This is a genomic window from Halosimplex marinum (assembly GCF_051414075.1).
In the GTDB taxonomy this organism is placed as follows: domain Archaea; phylum Halobacteriota; class Halobacteria; order Halobacteriales; family Haloarculaceae; genus Halosimplex; species Halosimplex marinum.
This window is the reverse complement of the sequence record NZ_JBLKNY010000007.1, coordinates 220,149-235,819: the sequence shown is the minus strand read 5'-3', so window position 1 is coordinate 235,819 and position 15,671 is coordinate 220,149. Positions and strand designations below refer to the sequence as shown.

The following is a 15,671-nucleotide window of genomic DNA, read 5'->3' as shown; positions in this document are numbered from 1 at the left end:
ATGTCGGACTTCGAGACCTACGAGTGCGAACAGTGTGGCGAATCGTTCGTCGCGCACGACAGCGCTCGGGCGGCGACCGACACCTACTGCAGCCCGCGGTGTCTGTCGGACGGGAAGGGGCTGAACTGACCGAAACCGGATCTCCGGGGCCTCGTCAGGCGTCGTCCGGACTGTAGTTGGGCGCCTCGTCGGTGATCATCACGTCGTGGGGGTGGCTCTCCTGCTGGCCCGCCGACGAGACCTTCACGAACTCGGCGCGGCGCTTGAACTCCGGGATGGTCTCGGCGCCGACGTAACCCATGCCCGACTGCATCCCGCCGACGAGCTGGTGGAGTTCGGAGGCCAGCGACCCCTTGTAGGGGGTCGCCGCCTCGACGCCCTCGGGGACGAACTCCTCCTCCTCGTCCTCCTCTTTCAGGTAGCGGTCGCCGCCGCCCTCGGACATCGCGCCGACCGAGCCCATGCCGCGGTACTGCTTGTACTTCTTGCCGTTCATCGTGACGACGCGACCGGGCGCCTCGTCGGTGCCGGCGAAGTACGACCCCAGCATGACCGCGTCCGCGCCCGCGGCGACGGCCTTGATGGCGTCGCCGGAGTAGCGGATCCCCCCGTCGGCGATGACGGGCACGTCGTGCTGGCTCGCCACGTCGGCGACCTGCGCGACGGCGGTGATCTGGGGCATCCCGGCGCCGGTGACGACGCGGGTCGTACAGATCGAACCGGGGCCGATGCCGACCTTGACCCCGTCCGCGAAGTCGATGACGGCCTCGGCGGCCTCGCGGGTGCCGATGTTGCCGACGACCACGTCGGCGTCGACGGACTCTTTGATCTCGCGGGCGCCCTCGATGACGTTGAGGTTGTGCGCGTGAGCCGTGTCGATGAACAGCACGTCGGCGCCGGCCTCGTCGGCGGCCTCGGCGCGCTCGGCCTCGAACGGGCTGACGGCGACGCCCGCCCGGAGGGCGCCGTCCTCGTCGCGGGCGGCCGCGTCGTACTCGCGGCGCTGGAGGATGCCCTGCATCGTGATGAGCCCGATGAGCCGGTCCCCGTCGTCGACGATGGGGACCCGTTCGATCTTGTGCTCGTACATGAGTTCGAGCGCCTCGCGCGGGGTCACGTCCTCCGGCGCGGTGATGACCTCGTCGGTCATCGCCTCGCGCACCTCGTCGGACTCGCCCACTTCGAGGTACGGGCGGATGTCCGTCCCCGAGATGATCCCGAGCACCTCGTCGTCGTCGCTGACGACCGGCGCGCCGGAGACGCCCGCGCGGGCCATCATCTCGTCGACCTCCCGGACGGTCTGGTCCGGCGAGGCCGTCACCACGTCGCGGATGATGAGCTCGTCGGCGCGCTTGACGCGCTCGATCTCCGCGACCATCTCGTCGACGTCCATGTTGCGGTGCATGACGCCCAGGCCGCCCTCCCGGGCCATCGCGATAGCCATCTCGCTCTCAGTGACGGTGTCCATCGCTGCCGAGAGGACCGGCACCTGTAGCTGGACGTTCTTCGAGACCCGTGTCGTCGTGTCGGCGTCGTCGGGCTCGACGCGGCTCTCCTTCGGCCGCAGGAGCACGTCGTCGAACGTCAGCGCCTCCGGTACGCGGAGTTTCTCCGAGAAAGGTTCGGGATCGTTCGCCATGTAAACCGTCGCCCCCGCCGGCCCAAAAACGTTGCGAGACGCCCGCTCCGTGCCAGCCGTTCCCGGGACGCCACCGCCACGGTCCGGCGATCCGAGACCGCTACCGAACGGACGTTCGGCTATGTCGACGAGCTATTCGCCTCGATCGTCTACGAGTTCGCCCGCTGTGTCCGCGGATTCGCCCCTCACGACGGGCGATTCGACGAGGTCGCGCCGTATGTGGCCGTCTCTCACGCAATTCTTATACCCGACTGGAAAATAGTGATGGATATGGACTCCGCCAGTCCCGCCATCGCTGGCATCGGTCAGAAGACTGCTCGCGACGCACCGGGCGTCGCGTTCACAGCTTCTGCCGACTTCTTCAAACGGGACTTCGCGGAGAAACCGACCGCGAACTTCGGTGCGAACCAGTGGCAGGATCCGCCCCGCCGCTGGTGCGCGTATCGCAGGTCGGACCACCCACTGGCCACGGGAGACGGCCACGCCTGAGCGGTATGAGTAGCTCCCAACACCCGGTCGCACTCACCGTCGAGCGGCGCGTCGGCGGTGCGACGAAGCTCCTCGCGACCATCATGTGTCTCCCGCTGGTCGACGGTATCTTCCCCGCGCTCGTCCTCGCGGGCGCGCTCGGCGATCCCATCGGAATCCTCGAGGTCGGCCTGCTCATCTTCGGCGGCAGCGCCACCGTCGCCGTCGTCCTCGCCGAGATGGACGGCTCCCGCCGGGAGGTCGCGACGGCCATCCTCGGCGTCGGCGCGGTCCTGATCCCGGTCGCGGCCGTCGAGGCCGCCCTCGCGCCGACCATCCGCGATATGCTGAACATGCCGGTGTTCTCCCGGTTCGCGGGCCTCGTCATCCTGACCGTCGCCGCCAAGACCGCCAGCGCACGCGTCGGCGAGTACCTCCCCCGGCCCGCCGTCATCGTCGCTCTCGGCCTCGTCGCGAGTTTCGACCCGAGCGGCCTCTCGCTGTCGGTGACCACCGACCCCGAACTCGTCGCGCGGGCGGTCGCCGCGGCCGGCGTCGGCGTCGGCTTCGCGCTCGCCGTCGCACTGTTGGGCCCATGGCTCCGCGCCGTCGTCGACATCGACCGCTTCCGCTTCGGCAGCGCCGTCGCCCTCGGCGTCCTCCCGCTGTCGATCTTCGGCTTCGTTCCGGGTGACGCCCCCATCGCACTGGCGGTGCTGGGCGTCACCGCGCTGTTCGCCTTCGACCCCGACGGCGACCGCGACTACGACGCCGTCCCGGGCGACGTGTCTGACGATGCCGCAGTTGCGGACGGTGGCGAACCCGAAGACGCCGAATCCGAGCCGGAAGACCCCGACGACGAGTCGGAATCGGTCCCCGGCCGCGTCTCCGACTACGTCACCGCCGAGGACGAACGCGCGCCCTGGCTGTGAGTTCTCGTCCGAGGTGACGGCGACCGCACCGCTGTTGAACTCGCGGTGCTGCTGATCCCGAGACCACAGCGCGTTCTACTCACTGCTCTCGCCGATGCGACCGCTGTTCCTGGAGACGAGTGGAAGGGCTTACGGGCGGGCGCGGCGATGGACAGGTATGGCAGACAATCGCGTCGTGCAGGGGCGGATGGTCACCCCAAAGCGCCTGGCCGAACTGATCGAGGGCGAGTCGGTCATGGACGCCGAGGCCATCGAGGACGCCGACCGGGACTGTCCCGAGTGCGGCGAGAACGTGCTGAAGGTCGGCTATATGCCCGGGGTCACGTCGTTCGTCACGGGCTACAAGTGCCAGGAGTGCGACTGGGCCGAGACCGACGAGGACTGACTGCGGGAGACCGAAACCCCTTTAGTGGAATTGGGCTTATCCGGTGATGCAGGCGGGGTCGTGGCCAAGTCCGGCATGGCGACTGACTCCAGAGGCAACGGCGCCCGGGACGACACTCCAGCTGATATACTGAACGGGTCGGCTGATCACTGACCCTGTGATGACCCTCTGGAGTTCCGAGGCGCTACCGGAGATATCAGTCGATCGGGGGTTCAAATCCCTCCGACCCCATACCGTATTTAAACATCGCGTAGTGTAACCGTTACTCGTTCTCATTTTTCGTGGGTCTGAGCTGCGAGTTGAACAGCGAGTTCTACCCGCTGGTGACGTTCAAAGCGAAACTCGGGCTGCGTATGTTCGTGATCGGCTACCGCGAGGACGGCTACGACATCGCGCCACCGATTCGAGAACACGCCGACCATATCATCGTGCAGCGCGCCAGAGAGACTGGTCTCGACGAGGTGGAATACTCCGCAGAGTTCTACGTGATCTCGTCGATGGCGAACCCGACGATCTCGCGTATACGCTCGACCCGGTTCCGCCGGTCGCCGGTACGTACGAACCTGACGAGCAAGCTCAATTCGATATTACTTCATAGCGAACGAGCCTGCGAGCGCCCCCCTCAATGGGAGGCCGAGCGGAAAGCAAATCGCAAATATGAGTCTAAAAATTCTTATACTTCAATGGGTTTGACTCCCTGGAGATTTATGTATGGGGCCGCAATTCTATACTACAATGAGTGAGACCAATGGGGAAAATTCGGAGAAAGCATTTGATGACCCATTTGCGTTGGTCGTAGAGTACGAGGACGAATTAATCAAATGTGAGGAGGTTGTTGATTCAGCTTTGGAAGAGAACCTCAAGAAGGCTTCATATCCGCTAACTAGAGAGGATGTTGTCCACGGGGTTGAATTTGCCCTTCGATCCCAGCTCTCTTCTGATTCTCCTAGCCACGAATTAGCACATGCGATACTCTATGTGGTCTCTGAGGGGGAATTATCTGTATATGATCACCTTTCTGAAAACGGTGCATCAAACCGCCTGAAAACAGTAATCAGCCGCTTGTCCTCTAAATATAGTTCTGAAGCACAAATGCCAGCTATTAGAGAATTTCAGGGGAATGATTACTGGCATAAATTAGAAACTGATCTTGTGGTCCGTGATGGCGAGAATATTGGTCTAAATCATCATCTTGGTCTCAGGCATGACGAAATAATAGAAATCTCTACAAGCTTAAACAGCAATCTTAGATTAGTGGGTGGCCTATTGGAAAGACAGACTGATGCGATTGATCGTTTTGGAGAAGAAGCAATAGAGGAGATCAATCCGAGGTGGGTAGATATGTTGATCGAAGATCTTGAGGAGATTAAGGCTGAAATTACAGAAGAAGGTGAGGTAGAAGAATAACATGACTACAGTCAAATCCTCAAATAGGACCTCTAACCTTTGGAAGCGTGGTTCATTTGATCGTCACAAGGATGACGTTAGAGAAACTCCCGACGAAATTGAGCCAGATTTTTCTGAAGAAAGTTCTGATAAAGGAGAAGAAAATACATTTGAAGATATAAATGCTTGGGCCAGTAAGGCAGGTGAAATCGTTTCAAATCAATTCCCCACTTGGTCTGACATCACCGATGAGAATGTTTCGGCTCAAGAGGAAGGTTCAGAGGTTGTTTGGGAAGACTATTTAGAAGATCCTGAGGTTCACCGTAATCCCGATGGTCAGTGGACTGCCAGAGATCTTGAGTGGGAATTGACTGCTCAGGGTTCCACTGTCGTCCAAGCCCTCAATAGCCTTGGAAGAGTGATTGCAGCGGTACAGGGTGAGGCGGGACATACACCTACTGAAGAAGAGATCAGGGACTTGGGAGCTGATCCAGATGACGGAGGAAGTTCTGATGAAGAAGATATCCCTGATTTTCTACAGTAATTGTCATTTGAATGTCTTCTCGGGATTATTCGGGTGAAGATGTTTATAAAGGTATGATGAATTCTTCTGTAAGCTGGCAGCACATTCGTACTACTGGTGACCATGTGATTCTAAAATGGGACCCACCAGAGGCTCATTCATCAGATACGCGCACAGTTAGTATCCCTCTCCATGATTCTCTTTCAATTGGTACCCTTGATGGGATCGCAGAAGACGCGGGTGCTGACAGTCTGTCGGAATTTTGTGATTGGATTGAGAGTAACTGTTGACCATCCTATCCCCCTAGCACCAATCCACATGACTACCTGAACTTCACTTTCACGTCACTGATGGCTGGCTCTCTTTTACATCCCTCTCGTATTGGTCGTGGTGCATGATGCTGGACGAATGGATTAGTTGCCCTGATCGGTGTGAGGCTCCAGTTCGGAAGGTGATCCACCGGAATAGTATGTCGGTTTTCAGCATCTATTATAATAGTCCGACCACTTCCTAGAAACCCGCAAATTCGAGGACTGAAGGCTCGTAACTGTACGTCGAAACTCCGTTCTCGTTACAGTGGTCCTTGAGGTTTGCTGGTTCTACCTCGCTCCCCAACTGGCTCTCGAACGTGACGGTAACCTCTTCCCCGCATTCGACAACGACTGCAATATCGGGATCGTCGTGCGACGGCTTGATGACGTAATCGCCCACAGCGAATGGATTCTCAGCAAATTTCAGGTTGTCATGCTTGTAGGTATAGAGACTCACATCCTGATCGTCACAGTAGGAGGATAGAAGCGCACGGTCGAACTCCCGCCAATCCGCAGGGCCCTCGTCCAGTGAACTCGGAAACGCGACCCGAACACCCTCGCCGTCCAGTTCCTGACCGTAAAGTTCGATTTGCGTCTCCGGAGGTAGCACCTCGACGATGACCCCCACCGAAGGATCTTCTTCACCCTTCTTTTCCACCCGGTCACCCGGCTCGAACGGGTTCTCGGGCTTCTGGTTCATGTTCGCCATGTTCGGCCCGAGGTCCTGGCGATCGTTCATCGGCCTCGACGCCAGGTGCTTCAACTTCTCCGACTCGTCGCCCGAGAACTCCTCCTGCGTCTGGACCTTGGACTCCAGCGTCTGGACGTGCTCCCAGCCGAGTAGAATCAGGGAATCCTCGTTGTCCCGGTGCCACGCCATCACGATGATATCGTCCTCCGAATCGTTCTCTATCAGCGATTTCGGCAGGAACGCGGACACGTCCCGGGAGGTCTTCACGTCGACCTCGTAGCCGAAGACCTCGAAATCGTGGCCGGAGAAGCTTTCGGGATTGCACCGTCGGATCGCGTCCTCGTTCTCCCACTCCCACATCTCCGCAGGCAGGTACTCGCGACAGAACTGCTCGAAGGCCAGCTCTCCCAGATTGCCGACTCGCTTCGCGTCCTTGTCCTCCGCTCCCTGCTTCTCCGCCTGATAGTCCGCCCGCACTCTGTCGATCCCGTCCGGAATATACTGATACACATCAGAGTCAGTAACGGCATTCGATTTATACTTTCACGTTCACTCTACAGACGTTCGCACTCTGCGATATCGGTCACGTTTCGTTCGGGCCGATGATACACCGACCTCCCGCTCCAACCTCGCTTGGACCTACCACCGTACCACTTCGAAGTCAACTCCGTCCGAACGATACTCACCCCACAGTCTGAAACGAGACCGGAATTAGGTCTCGTATTTGTTAATACTATATAGAAATACAGCAGAAAATACTTATAATATCCAATTCAAAGTCCGAACACATGCCAGAACTGGCACCATCTTCGGCACGTCGCAACGCCCGAGCGGGTTCGAGCGGCGGCCGCGCTGGGCGGCTGGTCCCGGTCGCGGGAACTGCCCGCGACGAGCCGGGGGTGTGACCGGTGACGGCGTTCGGCCTGCCGATCGGTCCCGACAGCGAGAGGGCGTGGTTCGTCGGCCTCGCCGCTATCCTGGTCGTCAGCGCCCTGGTCGGACTCGTCGTATTTCCGAACGTACAGCTCCAGCCGGACGACCCGGGGGCGTCGATCCGATTCTCCGGTGCCGAGGGCGTGACCCCCGTCGAGGTCACGGTCCAGCGAGTGGAACCCGGACCGACCGAGACCGTCGTGGAGACGACGGTCGACGCGGGCGAGTCGACGGTCCACACGACGGGAGAGTCCGGGCTGTACTACGTCAGGCTCGACACTCGTGGGGGGTCCTGTCACCGGCGGGTAGAGATAGAGCAACTCGGACGGACGGGGTTCGATATCGAGTGGATCGGCGACCCCGCCCCGGAGTGTCCCGCTACGCTCTCCGTCGAGACGTGATCCGGCGGGGCCGATGCCGGGTCACCCCAGCCACACGCTCGCGAACGAGTCGAAGTACTCGTCGCCGGTGTCGACCAGCACGTGGTCGGCCCCCAGTCCCGTCACCCGATTCTTCACCTCGTCGACGTGCGCGTCGAGCCGTGACCGATACGTGTCGGCCAGCGACTGGCTGAAGTACGAACGTCGGGTCGTCTCGGTCTCCGGGTCGGCAAAGAGCGCGTCGCCCACCACGTCGGGGTCGCGCTCGTCGGGGGCCATCACCCGCACGAGCAACACGTCGACCTCGTTGCGCGCCAGTGCCGAGACGCCCGACTCGATCGCCTCGGGTTCGGCCAGGCAGTCGGTCAACACGACGACGAGCGAGCGCGAGCGGATCCGGTCGGCGTAGGCTTCGAGCACCCCCTCGAAGTCCGCCTCGCCCTCCGGGTCGAGCCCGTTGACCTGGTCGATGAGTCCCAACACTTCCCCGCGGTTCGACCGCCCCGTGTCCAGTCGCTCGGAGCGCTCGCCCATCGTCGAGAACCGGAAGTCGTTGTGCTCCTCCGCGGTGAGATAGCAGAAGCCGAGCCCGATCTTCGCGGCGTACTCGAACTTGTGGGCCGGTCCCTCGCCGTAGTCCATCGACGCGGACGAATCGAGGACGACGTGGACCGTGAGGTTGCGCTCCTCCTCGAACTGCTTGATGTAGTACTCCTCGGTGCGAGCGAACAGTTTCCAGTCGACGAGGCGCGTGTCGTCGCCGGGGGAGTACCGCCGGTAGTCGCTGAAGGTGAGCCCCTCGCCGACGCGGGGGGACTGCTGTTCGCCCTGGCGGAGGGCGGCGGTCTCCCGGTCGAGCGCCGCGTCGAAGCGGTCGAGTTCGTCGAGGAAGTCCGGGTCGATGGTCACGGTTAGAGCAGGTCGGCGATCACGTCGTCGGGGGTCTGTCCGTCCCGCTCGGCGCGGAAGTCGAGGATGATGCGGTGGCGGAGGACCGGCGCCGCGAGCGCCTCGATGTCCTCCTCGGAGACGTGGTTGCGGCCGCGGAGGAAGGCCCGAGCCTTCGAGGCGACGACCAGGGCCATGCTCGCCCGCGGGCTGGCGCCGAACTCCACTGCCTCGGCCTCGCGGGTCCGCCGGACGAGCTCGATGGCCCGGTCGCGCAGGTCCTCGGCGATGGGCACCTCCCGGACCAGTTGCTGGGCCTCGCGGATCTCCTCGCGGGTGAGTACCCGCTCGACGGGGACCTGCCGGCTACCGCTGGTGTAGAGGTCGACGATGTCGCGCTCCTCGTCGGCCTCGGGGTAGTCGACGAGCAGTTTGAACATGAAGCGGTCGGTCTGGGCCTCGGGGAGCGCGTAGGTGCCGCCCTGGTCGATCGGGTTCTGGGTCGCGAGGACGAAGAACGGCTCCGGCAGTTCGTAGGTCTCGCCGCCGGCGGTGACCTGCCGTTCCTGCATCGCCTCCAGCAGCGCGGCCTGGGTCTTCGGCGTCGCTCGGTTGATCTCGTCGGCGAGGACGACGTTGGCGAAGACCGGCCCCTTCTCGAAGACGAACTCGCGGCCGTCGTCGGTCTCGCGGATGATCTCCGTGCCGGTGATGTCCGAGGGCATCAGGTCGGGGGTGTTCTGGATCCGCGAGAACGCCAGGTCGGTCACCTCGGCGACGGTGCGGACCATGGTGGTCTTGCCGAGCCCGGGGTTCGATTCGAGCAGGGCGTTGCCGTCGGCCAGGATACACACGAACAGGCCTTCGAGCACCTCCCGCTGGCCGACGATCCGCTCGCCGACCTCCTCGCGGGCCGTCGCGAGTTTCCGCTGCAGTGCGTCCACGTCGTCGGTCTCTGTGTCGTCGTGCATAGTCGGAGGGTTAGTCGCTGGTTCCGCTATCACTGTCGTCGTCGGTTCCGTCGCCGCCAGCACTGTCCCCGGTCGCGCTCTCGTCTCGGATCCGCTGGTTGTACTCGCGGACGAGGTCAGCGTCCTCGACCTGTTCGGGCGCGGCGAACGCCGCCTGCTGGCTGTCGACGCCGCCGGCGCTCCCGCCCGCGCCGCCCGGGTCGCGGTCCGGGAACGTCCGGTTCTCCGCTACGTCGCGGCCGCCGCCGGCGGACTCGATCTCGGCGGTCTGGTTGTCGTCACCGGCCGAGACCTCCTCGCGGTCGCCGAGCACGCGATCGCCGTCGAGCAGCCCGGTGTAGTTGGTCGGCTCGTCGGTCGCGCCGCCGTCTGTCGCCGGATCGCCCCGGTCGAACAGCGCCAGATCGACGACCGCCACCTGCACGGTCGCGAGGCTCAGCGCGGCGACGACGACCGCCGCCGCGACGAGGCGGCCGGCGTTCAGCAGGCCGACGGCCGAGCTCTCGCGCAGGTCGACCAGCACCTCGCCGTAGAGCCGCCGGGCCATCCGCGAGTCGGCGTCGGCCTCGACCGCGTCCCGGGCGGTCCGGAGCTTCTCGGCGACCGAGGGGTTGACCGCCTCGAACTGCTCGACGAGCGGCTTCCGGACCCGCAGCCACACCGCGACGGCGAACGCGAGCGCGCCGGCGGCGGCGGCCACCGTCGCCGAGCCCGGGACGGCGACCGTCCCGAGGTCCCGGCCGAGCGCCGACCCGACCTGCTCGGTGACGCTCGCCGGGACGACGAGTCGGTCCGGCAGCCACGCGGGGCTCAGCGCGGCGAGGGCGAGGTTCGCGCCCAGGAAGACGGCCGCCGCCTCGACGACCGCGGCCGTGACGGCCGCCTTCCAGGCCTCGCGGCGGATCTCGCGGATCGCCGCGCCCATCCGATCGCGGGAGTCGTCCTCGGACCCGGAGTCGGACCCGTCAGTCCCCGCCGAGGTCGATCCGTCGTCCCTCGGGTGCGTCGACTCGTCGGTCATCCGTACTCCTGGCAGATGTCCTCGTCCTGGTTGTCTTCCCGGGAACACAGCGTGTTCAGGTCGGATTCGAGCGTCGCAATCCGGCTGTCCTTCTGCTCGATCTGGTCCTCCAGCTCGTCGATCCGACTGTCGCGCTCCGCCAAGTCGCCCCTGAGCTGGTCGACTTCGAGTTCGAGGTCGTCGACCTGCCCCTCCAGGTCGTCGATGGTGCGGTTCTTCCGGTCGAGGTCGCTACGGAGGTCGCTCACGTCGGACTCGAGCGCGTCGATGCGCTCGTCGCGCTCGTCGATCGTCGCCTCCAGGTCGTCGACCTCGGCCCGCAGTTCGTCGATGCGGTCCTCGGCGTTCGACAGGTCCGCTTCGAGGGTGTCGACCCGCCCGCGCAGGTCGGAGACGGTCGACTCGAGCTCGTCGCGCCGGTCCCGGAGGTCCGCGACCTGCGACTCCAGTTCGTCGCGGCGGTCTTCGAGAGCGGCCACCTCGTCTTCCAGCCGGGAGATGTTCCGGTTGGCGGCGGCGAGCCGCACGCGGGTCTCCGCGAGCCGGGTCTCGGTGGCGTTGAGCTGGCGCTCGGTGCGGTTGAGCTCCCCGGCGACCTGGTCGACGTCTTCGGTCCGGGTGTTCAACTGGGCGCGCGTCTCGTTGAGCCGCTGGCGCAGCGTCGCTACCTCGGTCCGCGTCTCGTTGAGGTCGGCGGTCAGCTGGGCTTTCTCCGTCCGGAGGGCGTCGTTCTGTGACCGGAGTTCCTGGGCCGAGTCCTGGTAGAGGACGGTCGCGCCCGCCGCGCCGGCGGTGGCGAGGACGACGAGGGCGACCAGGCCCAGACTGATCGGTCGGCCGATTGCGCTCACGGGAGACCACTCGTCAGTGAGGTGCGGCCGCGGTACACTTGAACGCGCCGGACGATCACCTCGGTCGAGAAGACGACCAGCGCACCGAGCAGGGCGACCCACCCCCAGGCGTCCCGGACCGAGCGGACGCGCGTCGACCGCTCGCGGGCCAGCTCGGCGATCCGCGCGCCCTCGTCGGGGGCGAACTCCCGGCCGCCGGTCACGTCGACCAGCCGTTCGAGGTCCGGGTCGACGCCGAGGCGGGCGTACTCGACCGGGTAGTTGGCGGCGTAGGTGGCGTCGAGCACCTCGCGGTAGCCCGCCTCGCGGGGGGTGAACTCCCCGCGGAAGGTCCCCTCGGCGACCTGCCGGAAGGTGACGTTGTCGGCGGTCGGGCGCTCGTCGCCGCGGTAGGTGAGCGTCGCCCGGCTCCCCACGCGCGCGTCGCTCACGTCGGTCACGCCCGTCTGCGTGCGCGCCGGGTCCCCGATAGCGTAGTTGACCGACTTCGTGACGACCAGCGAGTCCGGCCGGTCGAGCAGGCCGTCGAGGCCCCCCTCCTCGCCGTAGGCGGTGATCGAGACGACGCGACCGAGGCCGAACCGCCAGGAGGCGATCGCGGGCGTCCCGTCGGCGGTCGCGACCTGATAGTCCGCGCCGGCCTTGACCGCCACGTCGTTGGCCCGCGAGGGGTCGGCCGTCAGCGTCACCCCGGAGGTGATGAACGTGTTCGGGCGCACGATGGTGAGGTTCTGCCCGCGGAACTGCCGGGAGCTCCCCCCGAACAGCAGGCGCAGCCGGCTGGTCTCGTCGGCAGCGAAGTACGACCCGCCCGACTCCTCGGCGATCCGCCGGAGCGTGTCCGCGTCGACGCGGTCGCCGGCGCCGACGGTGATGACGCGGATCCCCTCGCGGCCCAGCTGGTTCGCGACCGCCGCCGGCTGCTCCACGTCGTCGGCGCCGTCCGAGAGCAGGATGATCGTTCCGGGCCTGTCCCCGAGCATGTCCGCCGCGCCCAGCAGGCCGACGGCGATGTCGGTGCCGCCGCGGGTGGTCTGCAGGCGGCGGATCCGCTCGCCGATGGCCTCGCGGGCGTCCTCCAGCGGCTGGCGGTCGGCGATCCGGTAGGGCTCGCCGCCGAAGGCGACGACGCCGACCTGGTTGCGGTCGCCCAGCTGGTCCAGCACGTCCAGCGCGATGCCCTTCTGGGTGGACAGGCCCTCCTCGGCGCTGCCGGAGATGTCCACGAGCATCACGATGTTCGTCCGGCCGCCGGTCGCGTTGCCCATCCGCACCGGGAGCATCGCGGCGATGGGCGACTCGCCGTAGTTCCCTTCCTGGTAGGCGTTCTCGCCGCCGACGGTCACGAGCCCGCCGCCGTCGATGACGTGCTCCTGCAGGGCGCTGACGTTCCCCAACTGCCCGGCGGGCGTGTCCTGGACGACGACCGCCGCGTAGTCGTCGAGGTCGGGGGGCACCGACGTGGCGTTGGTCACGTTGTACAGCGACCCCAGATAGCCCCGCAGCGGGTACTCCCCCTGTGCCACGTACAGCAGCCGCGGCTTCTCGACGACGCGCACGTCGTGGTAGAAGGCGTCGTTGCGCCGGTAGACGTCGTCGCCGTCGACCCTGGCGGTCACCCGGTGGGCGCCGACGGACTCGAAGGTGTGGTTGACCGCAAGCGACTCCCCCTCGGCCAACTGCCCCGTCTGGACTTCCTCGCCGTCTATCTCGACGGTGACCGGGACGGACTCGTCGGCCTCGACGCCCGACAGCGAGACGGCGAACTCCGTCGGGAGGCCGACGCTCGCCGTCGACGGGCCGCCGACCGAGACGGCCCGCTCGGTCCGGTCGGGCGAGAGCTCGACGGCGCTGACGGTCGCGTTGAGCGCCCGGGCGTCCTCGGCGGCGACCGCGAGGCTCCGCCCGTCGGTCACCTGGCCGTCCGAGCGGACGACGACGGTGCCGTTCTCCCGCAGGTTGGCGGCGATGCCGTCGCCCAGCCGCGAGTCCGCCCCGCTACCGACCGTCGCGGTCGTCACCGGGACCCCCGCCGCCTCGATGTCGTCGACGAGGTCGCCCGTCGTGTTCGGGAACACGCCCATGCTCGCCGACTCGTCGGTCAACAGCGTGACCCGGGGCTCGCCGGGCGTCTCCCGCGTCTGGACCGTGTACGGTCCCATCGCCCCGACGACCAGCAGGAGTGCGACGAGGAGGCGACTGGCGAACAGCAGCCGCCGGCTCCGCGCCGAGGCCGACCGGGCGCCCGCCTCGCCGCGGAAGATCAGGTACGCCAGCAGGACCGCGGCGACCGGCAGCGCCGCCAGCGGCCAGAGGTGTTCGACGCCGACGGTCAGGCCGTCCAGCGAGTAGGAGACGGCCGGCTGGAGCGAGGCCGCTTCGACCATCACAGCTCACCCCGCCGTCGCAGGTAGCCCACTTCGAGGACGACCACGAGCAGGGCCGCGAGCGCGACGAACTCGGTGACCCGCCGCGGGACCGTCCGCGTCTCCGTGCGGGTGACGTTGCCCGTCGGCCCGGACCGCTCGGTCAGGTCGGGGGCGTCGACGGTCGACTCCCGCTCGGACAGCAGCGCCGCGCTCTCGGCGGTCCCGCCGGCGGTGTAGACCCCCGCCTCCCGGACGGTGACCGTCGGTCCCCGGAGCTCCCCGGACGGCCCCTCGACCCGCTCGGCGCCGAACTGGACGGTGTCGCCCGTTTCGTGGTTCAGCGCCGACAGGGGTTCCCGCCCCGCGAGGTGGAAGACGGCGCGCTTCCAGAAGACGGGGTACTGGTAGTTGTACTTGAAGCTGGAGTGGTCCTCGATGTAGCCGTAGTACAGGAGCCGGCCACCGTCGCGGCTGTCGGTCGCGATCAGCGGCGTCCCGTCGCGCAGCTCGACGAGCGCCTCGCCCGACCGAAGCGACCCGGTCAGGTACTCGTCGGGCGCCTGGAAGTCGATGCCCGCGGTCAGGTCCGTCTCGGTCGTCTGCCGGACCGTCGGCGCCGAACCGATCGAACCGGGGTCGAGCAGCATGAGGTCGCCCAGTCGCTCGGGCGGGTTCTCCTGGGCCTGGACGGCGACGCCCCCGCCCGCAGCGAGGGTGTCTCGCCCCGCCTGGACGTTGCCGGGCAACAGCGAGTCGGGCTGGACGTTGCTGTAGACGATCACGTCGTAGTCCTCCTCGACGGTCGTCGGCGGGCTGTCGACGGTCAGGTCGACCTGGTCGACCAGCGAGAGCGCGGTCGTCAGGTAGCGGTTGCGGTCGTTGGTCAGCACGAGCGTGTCGACGGTCGGGTCCGCGGGCGCGGCGACGGGGACGGCGTCGTCGGTCGCGAAGTCGTCGCCCGGCGAGAGCCGCGCCTCGCTCGCCCCCGCCGGGACCGGGAACGTCACCGTCGCCACGTCGCCGCCGGCGAGTTCGACCTCGCGCTCGCGGTCGCTAAGCGAGACGCTCCGCGTGACCGGCCCCTCGCCGAAGTTCTTCACCGAGAGGGTCACCTCCGAGCCGCCGAACCGGCGGTCGACGAACCCGACGTTGGTCGCGCCGCCGCCGGCGAACTGCCGGAGGCTGACGCTCACGTCCCGGGCACGCATTCCCCGGACGGCGTCGAGCCACGCCTCGCCCTGGAAGTCGCTCAGGACGACCACGCGCACGTCCTCGTCGGCGAGCGCCCGCGCCTGGGCGACGGCGCCCCGGAGGTCGCCGGGCGCGTCCGTCGCATCGAGGTCGCCGAGCGCGTCCCGGGCGGCGTCGGGCGACTCCCGCCGGACGAGCACCCGTCCGCCGCCGGCGGTCGTCACGAGGGAGGTCCGCGTCGTCACCTCCTCGCGCGCGGCGGCGACGGCGCGGTCCAGCCGCGTCCGGTCGCCGTCGGCCGTCGCCATGCTCGCGCTCGTGTCGACGACCAGCACCGTCTCCTCGACGACAGCCCGCTCCTGAACGGGGACGTACGGCGCCGCGAGCGACCCCGCCAGCAGCAGGACGGCGAGGATCTGGATCAGCAACAGGAGGCTTCGGGAGATCCGCTCCAGCAGCGGCGTGATGGCGCGCTGGCGCTGTTCGTCGGCGACGAAGCGGAACGTGGGGAGTTCGACCCGATCGGGGTCGGGGCGGATCAGGTACAGGAGGACGATGGGGACCGCGACCAGGGCGGCGGCGAGGCCGAGCGGTGCGAGGAACACGTCGGAGAGGGCCATTCGTGTTCCGGGAACGACTGGTACCCACATTGGTCTTGTGGCCGGGACCCGTGGACGCGACGGGGACGCGGCCCCTTCTAGACTGATAGCCACCGATCCGCACCGACGCTTC

17 protein-coding genes and 1 tRNA gene are annotated in these 15,671 nt (G+C 66.2%); 10 read left to right on the top strand and 8 right to left on the bottom strand.

Annotation, left to right across the window (positions count from 1 at the left end; translation table 11 throughout):
- Positions 1–129 carry a hypothetical protein gene (locus ACMGFI_RS19750; RefSeq protein WP_281275763.1) on the top strand — a complete coding sequence of 43 codons (129 nt, stop codon included), beginning with the start codon at positions 1–3 and terminating at the stop codon, positions 127–129.
- Positions 130–154: 25 nt separating this feature from the next.
- Here ACMGFI_RS19750 and guaB read toward each other — a convergent pair whose 3' ends face one another.
- Positions 155–1,639, bottom strand: a complete 1,485-nt coding sequence (guaB, locus tag ACMGFI_RS19745; protein WP_436911935.1) for an IMP dehydrogenase — start codon at positions 1,637–1,639, stop codon at positions 155–157.
- Between the two features lie 270 nt (positions 1,640–1,909).
- Here guaB and ACMGFI_RS19740 point away from each other — a divergent pair, with 270 nt between their 5' ends.
- From ACMGFI_RS19740 to ACMGFI_RS19705, 8 genes are all read left to right on the top strand, one after another.
- Positions 1,910–2,128 carry a DUF8099 family protein gene (locus tag ACMGFI_RS19740; RefSeq protein ID WP_436911934.1) on the top strand — a complete coding sequence of 73 codons (219 nt, stop codon included), beginning with the start codon at positions 1,910–1,912 and terminating at the stop codon, positions 2,126–2,128.
- A 5-nt stretch (positions 2,129–2,133) separates the two neighbouring features.
- Positions 2,134–3,039, top strand: coding sequence for a DUF5794 domain-containing protein (locus ACMGFI_RS19735; RefSeq protein ID WP_436911932.1), 906 nt, complete (start codon positions 2,134–2,136; stop codon positions 3,037–3,039).
- Between the two features lie 157 nt (positions 3,040–3,196).
- Positions 3,197–3,424 carry a DUF5795 family protein gene (locus ACMGFI_RS19730; RefSeq protein ID WP_135363546.1) on the top strand — a complete coding sequence of 76 codons (228 nt, stop codon included), beginning with the start codon at positions 3,197–3,199 and terminating at the stop codon, positions 3,422–3,424.
- A 54-nt stretch (positions 3,425–3,478) separates the two neighbouring features.
- Positions 3,479–3,655 (top strand) — tRNA-Trp (locus ACMGFI_RS19725).
- Positions 3,656–3,723: 68 nt separating this feature from the next.
- A complete protein-coding gene (locus ACMGFI_RS19720; protein WP_436911931.1) occupies positions 3,724–4,167 on the top strand; it encodes a hypothetical protein in 444 nt (147 codons plus the stop codon).
- Positions 4,160–4,831: a hypothetical protein gene (locus tag ACMGFI_RS19715; protein ID WP_436911930.1), complete on the top strand. Its 672-nt coding sequence runs from the start codon at positions 4,160–4,162 to the stop codon at positions 4,829–4,831. Before ACMGFI_RS19720 ends, ACMGFI_RS19715 begins: the two co-directional genes overlap by 8 nt.
- A 1-nt stretch (position 4,832) precedes the next feature.
- Positions 4,833–5,354: a type II toxin-antitoxin system HicB family antitoxin gene (locus tag ACMGFI_RS19710; protein ID WP_436911928.1), complete on the top strand. Its 522-nt coding sequence runs from the start codon at positions 4,833–4,835 to the stop codon at positions 5,352–5,354.
- An 11-nt stretch (positions 5,355–5,365) separates the two neighbouring features.
- The gene (locus ACMGFI_RS19705; RefSeq protein WP_436911926.1) at positions 5,366–5,623 is read left to right on the top strand and encodes a type II toxin-antitoxin system HicA family toxin; all 258 of its coding nucleotides are present in this window, start codon (positions 5,366–5,368) and stop codon (positions 5,621–5,623) included.
- Positions 5,624–5,843: 220 nt separating this feature from the next.
- Here the strand turns inward: ACMGFI_RS19705 and ACMGFI_RS19700 are convergent, their stop codons facing one another.
- Complete coding sequence (locus ACMGFI_RS19700) at positions 5,844–6,845, bottom strand: DUF7961 domain-containing protein (protein WP_436911924.1); 1,002 nt, start codon at positions 6,843–6,845, stop codon at positions 5,844–5,846.
- A 398-nt stretch (positions 6,846–7,243) separates the two neighbouring features.
- On the opposite strand from ACMGFI_RS19700, the gene ACMGFI_RS19695 reads away from it, so the two are divergent.
- Positions 7,244–7,669, top strand: coding sequence for a hypothetical protein (locus ACMGFI_RS19695; RefSeq protein WP_436911923.1), 426 nt, complete (start codon positions 7,244–7,246; stop codon positions 7,667–7,669).
- Between the two features lie 21 nt (positions 7,670–7,690).
- Here ACMGFI_RS19695 and ACMGFI_RS19690 read toward each other — a convergent pair whose 3' ends face one another.
- The 6 genes from ACMGFI_RS19690 to ACMGFI_RS19665 are packed head-to-tail and all read right to left on the bottom strand — an operon-like array spanning position 7,691 to position 15,559.
- Positions 7,691–8,557 (bottom strand): DUF58 domain-containing protein, encoded by an 867-nt coding sequence (locus ACMGFI_RS19690; protein ID WP_436911922.1) that lies wholly within the window; start codon positions 8,555–8,557, stop codon positions 7,691–7,693.
- A gap of 2 nt (positions 8,558–8,559) precedes the next feature.
- A complete protein-coding gene (locus tag ACMGFI_RS19685) occupies positions 8,560–9,507 on the bottom strand; it encodes an AAA family ATPase (protein WP_436911921.1) in 948 nt (315 codons plus the stop codon).
- Between the two features lie 10 nt (positions 9,508–9,517).
- Positions 9,518–10,528: a DUF7502 family protein gene (locus tag ACMGFI_RS19680; protein WP_436911918.1), complete on the bottom strand. Its 1,011-nt coding sequence runs from the start codon at positions 10,526–10,528 to the stop codon at positions 9,518–9,520.
- A complete protein-coding gene (locus ACMGFI_RS19675) occupies positions 10,525–11,379 on the bottom strand; it encodes a CT398-like coiled coil hairpin domain-containing protein (protein ID WP_436911916.1) in 855 nt (284 codons plus the stop codon). Before ACMGFI_RS19675 ends, ACMGFI_RS19680 begins: the two co-directional genes overlap by 4 nt.
- A complete protein-coding gene (locus ACMGFI_RS19670; protein WP_436911914.1) occupies positions 11,376–13,766 on the bottom strand; it encodes a VWA domain-containing protein in 2,391 nt (796 codons plus the stop codon). Before ACMGFI_RS19670 ends, ACMGFI_RS19675 begins: the two co-directional genes overlap by 4 nt.
- Entirely contained in the window at positions 13,766–15,559 is a 1,794-nt protein-coding gene (locus ACMGFI_RS19665) for a DUF7408 domain-containing protein (RefSeq protein WP_436911913.1), read from the bottom strand. Before ACMGFI_RS19665 ends, ACMGFI_RS19670 begins: the two co-directional genes overlap by 1 nt.
- Between the last annotated feature and the right edge of the window lie 112 nt (positions 15,560–15,671).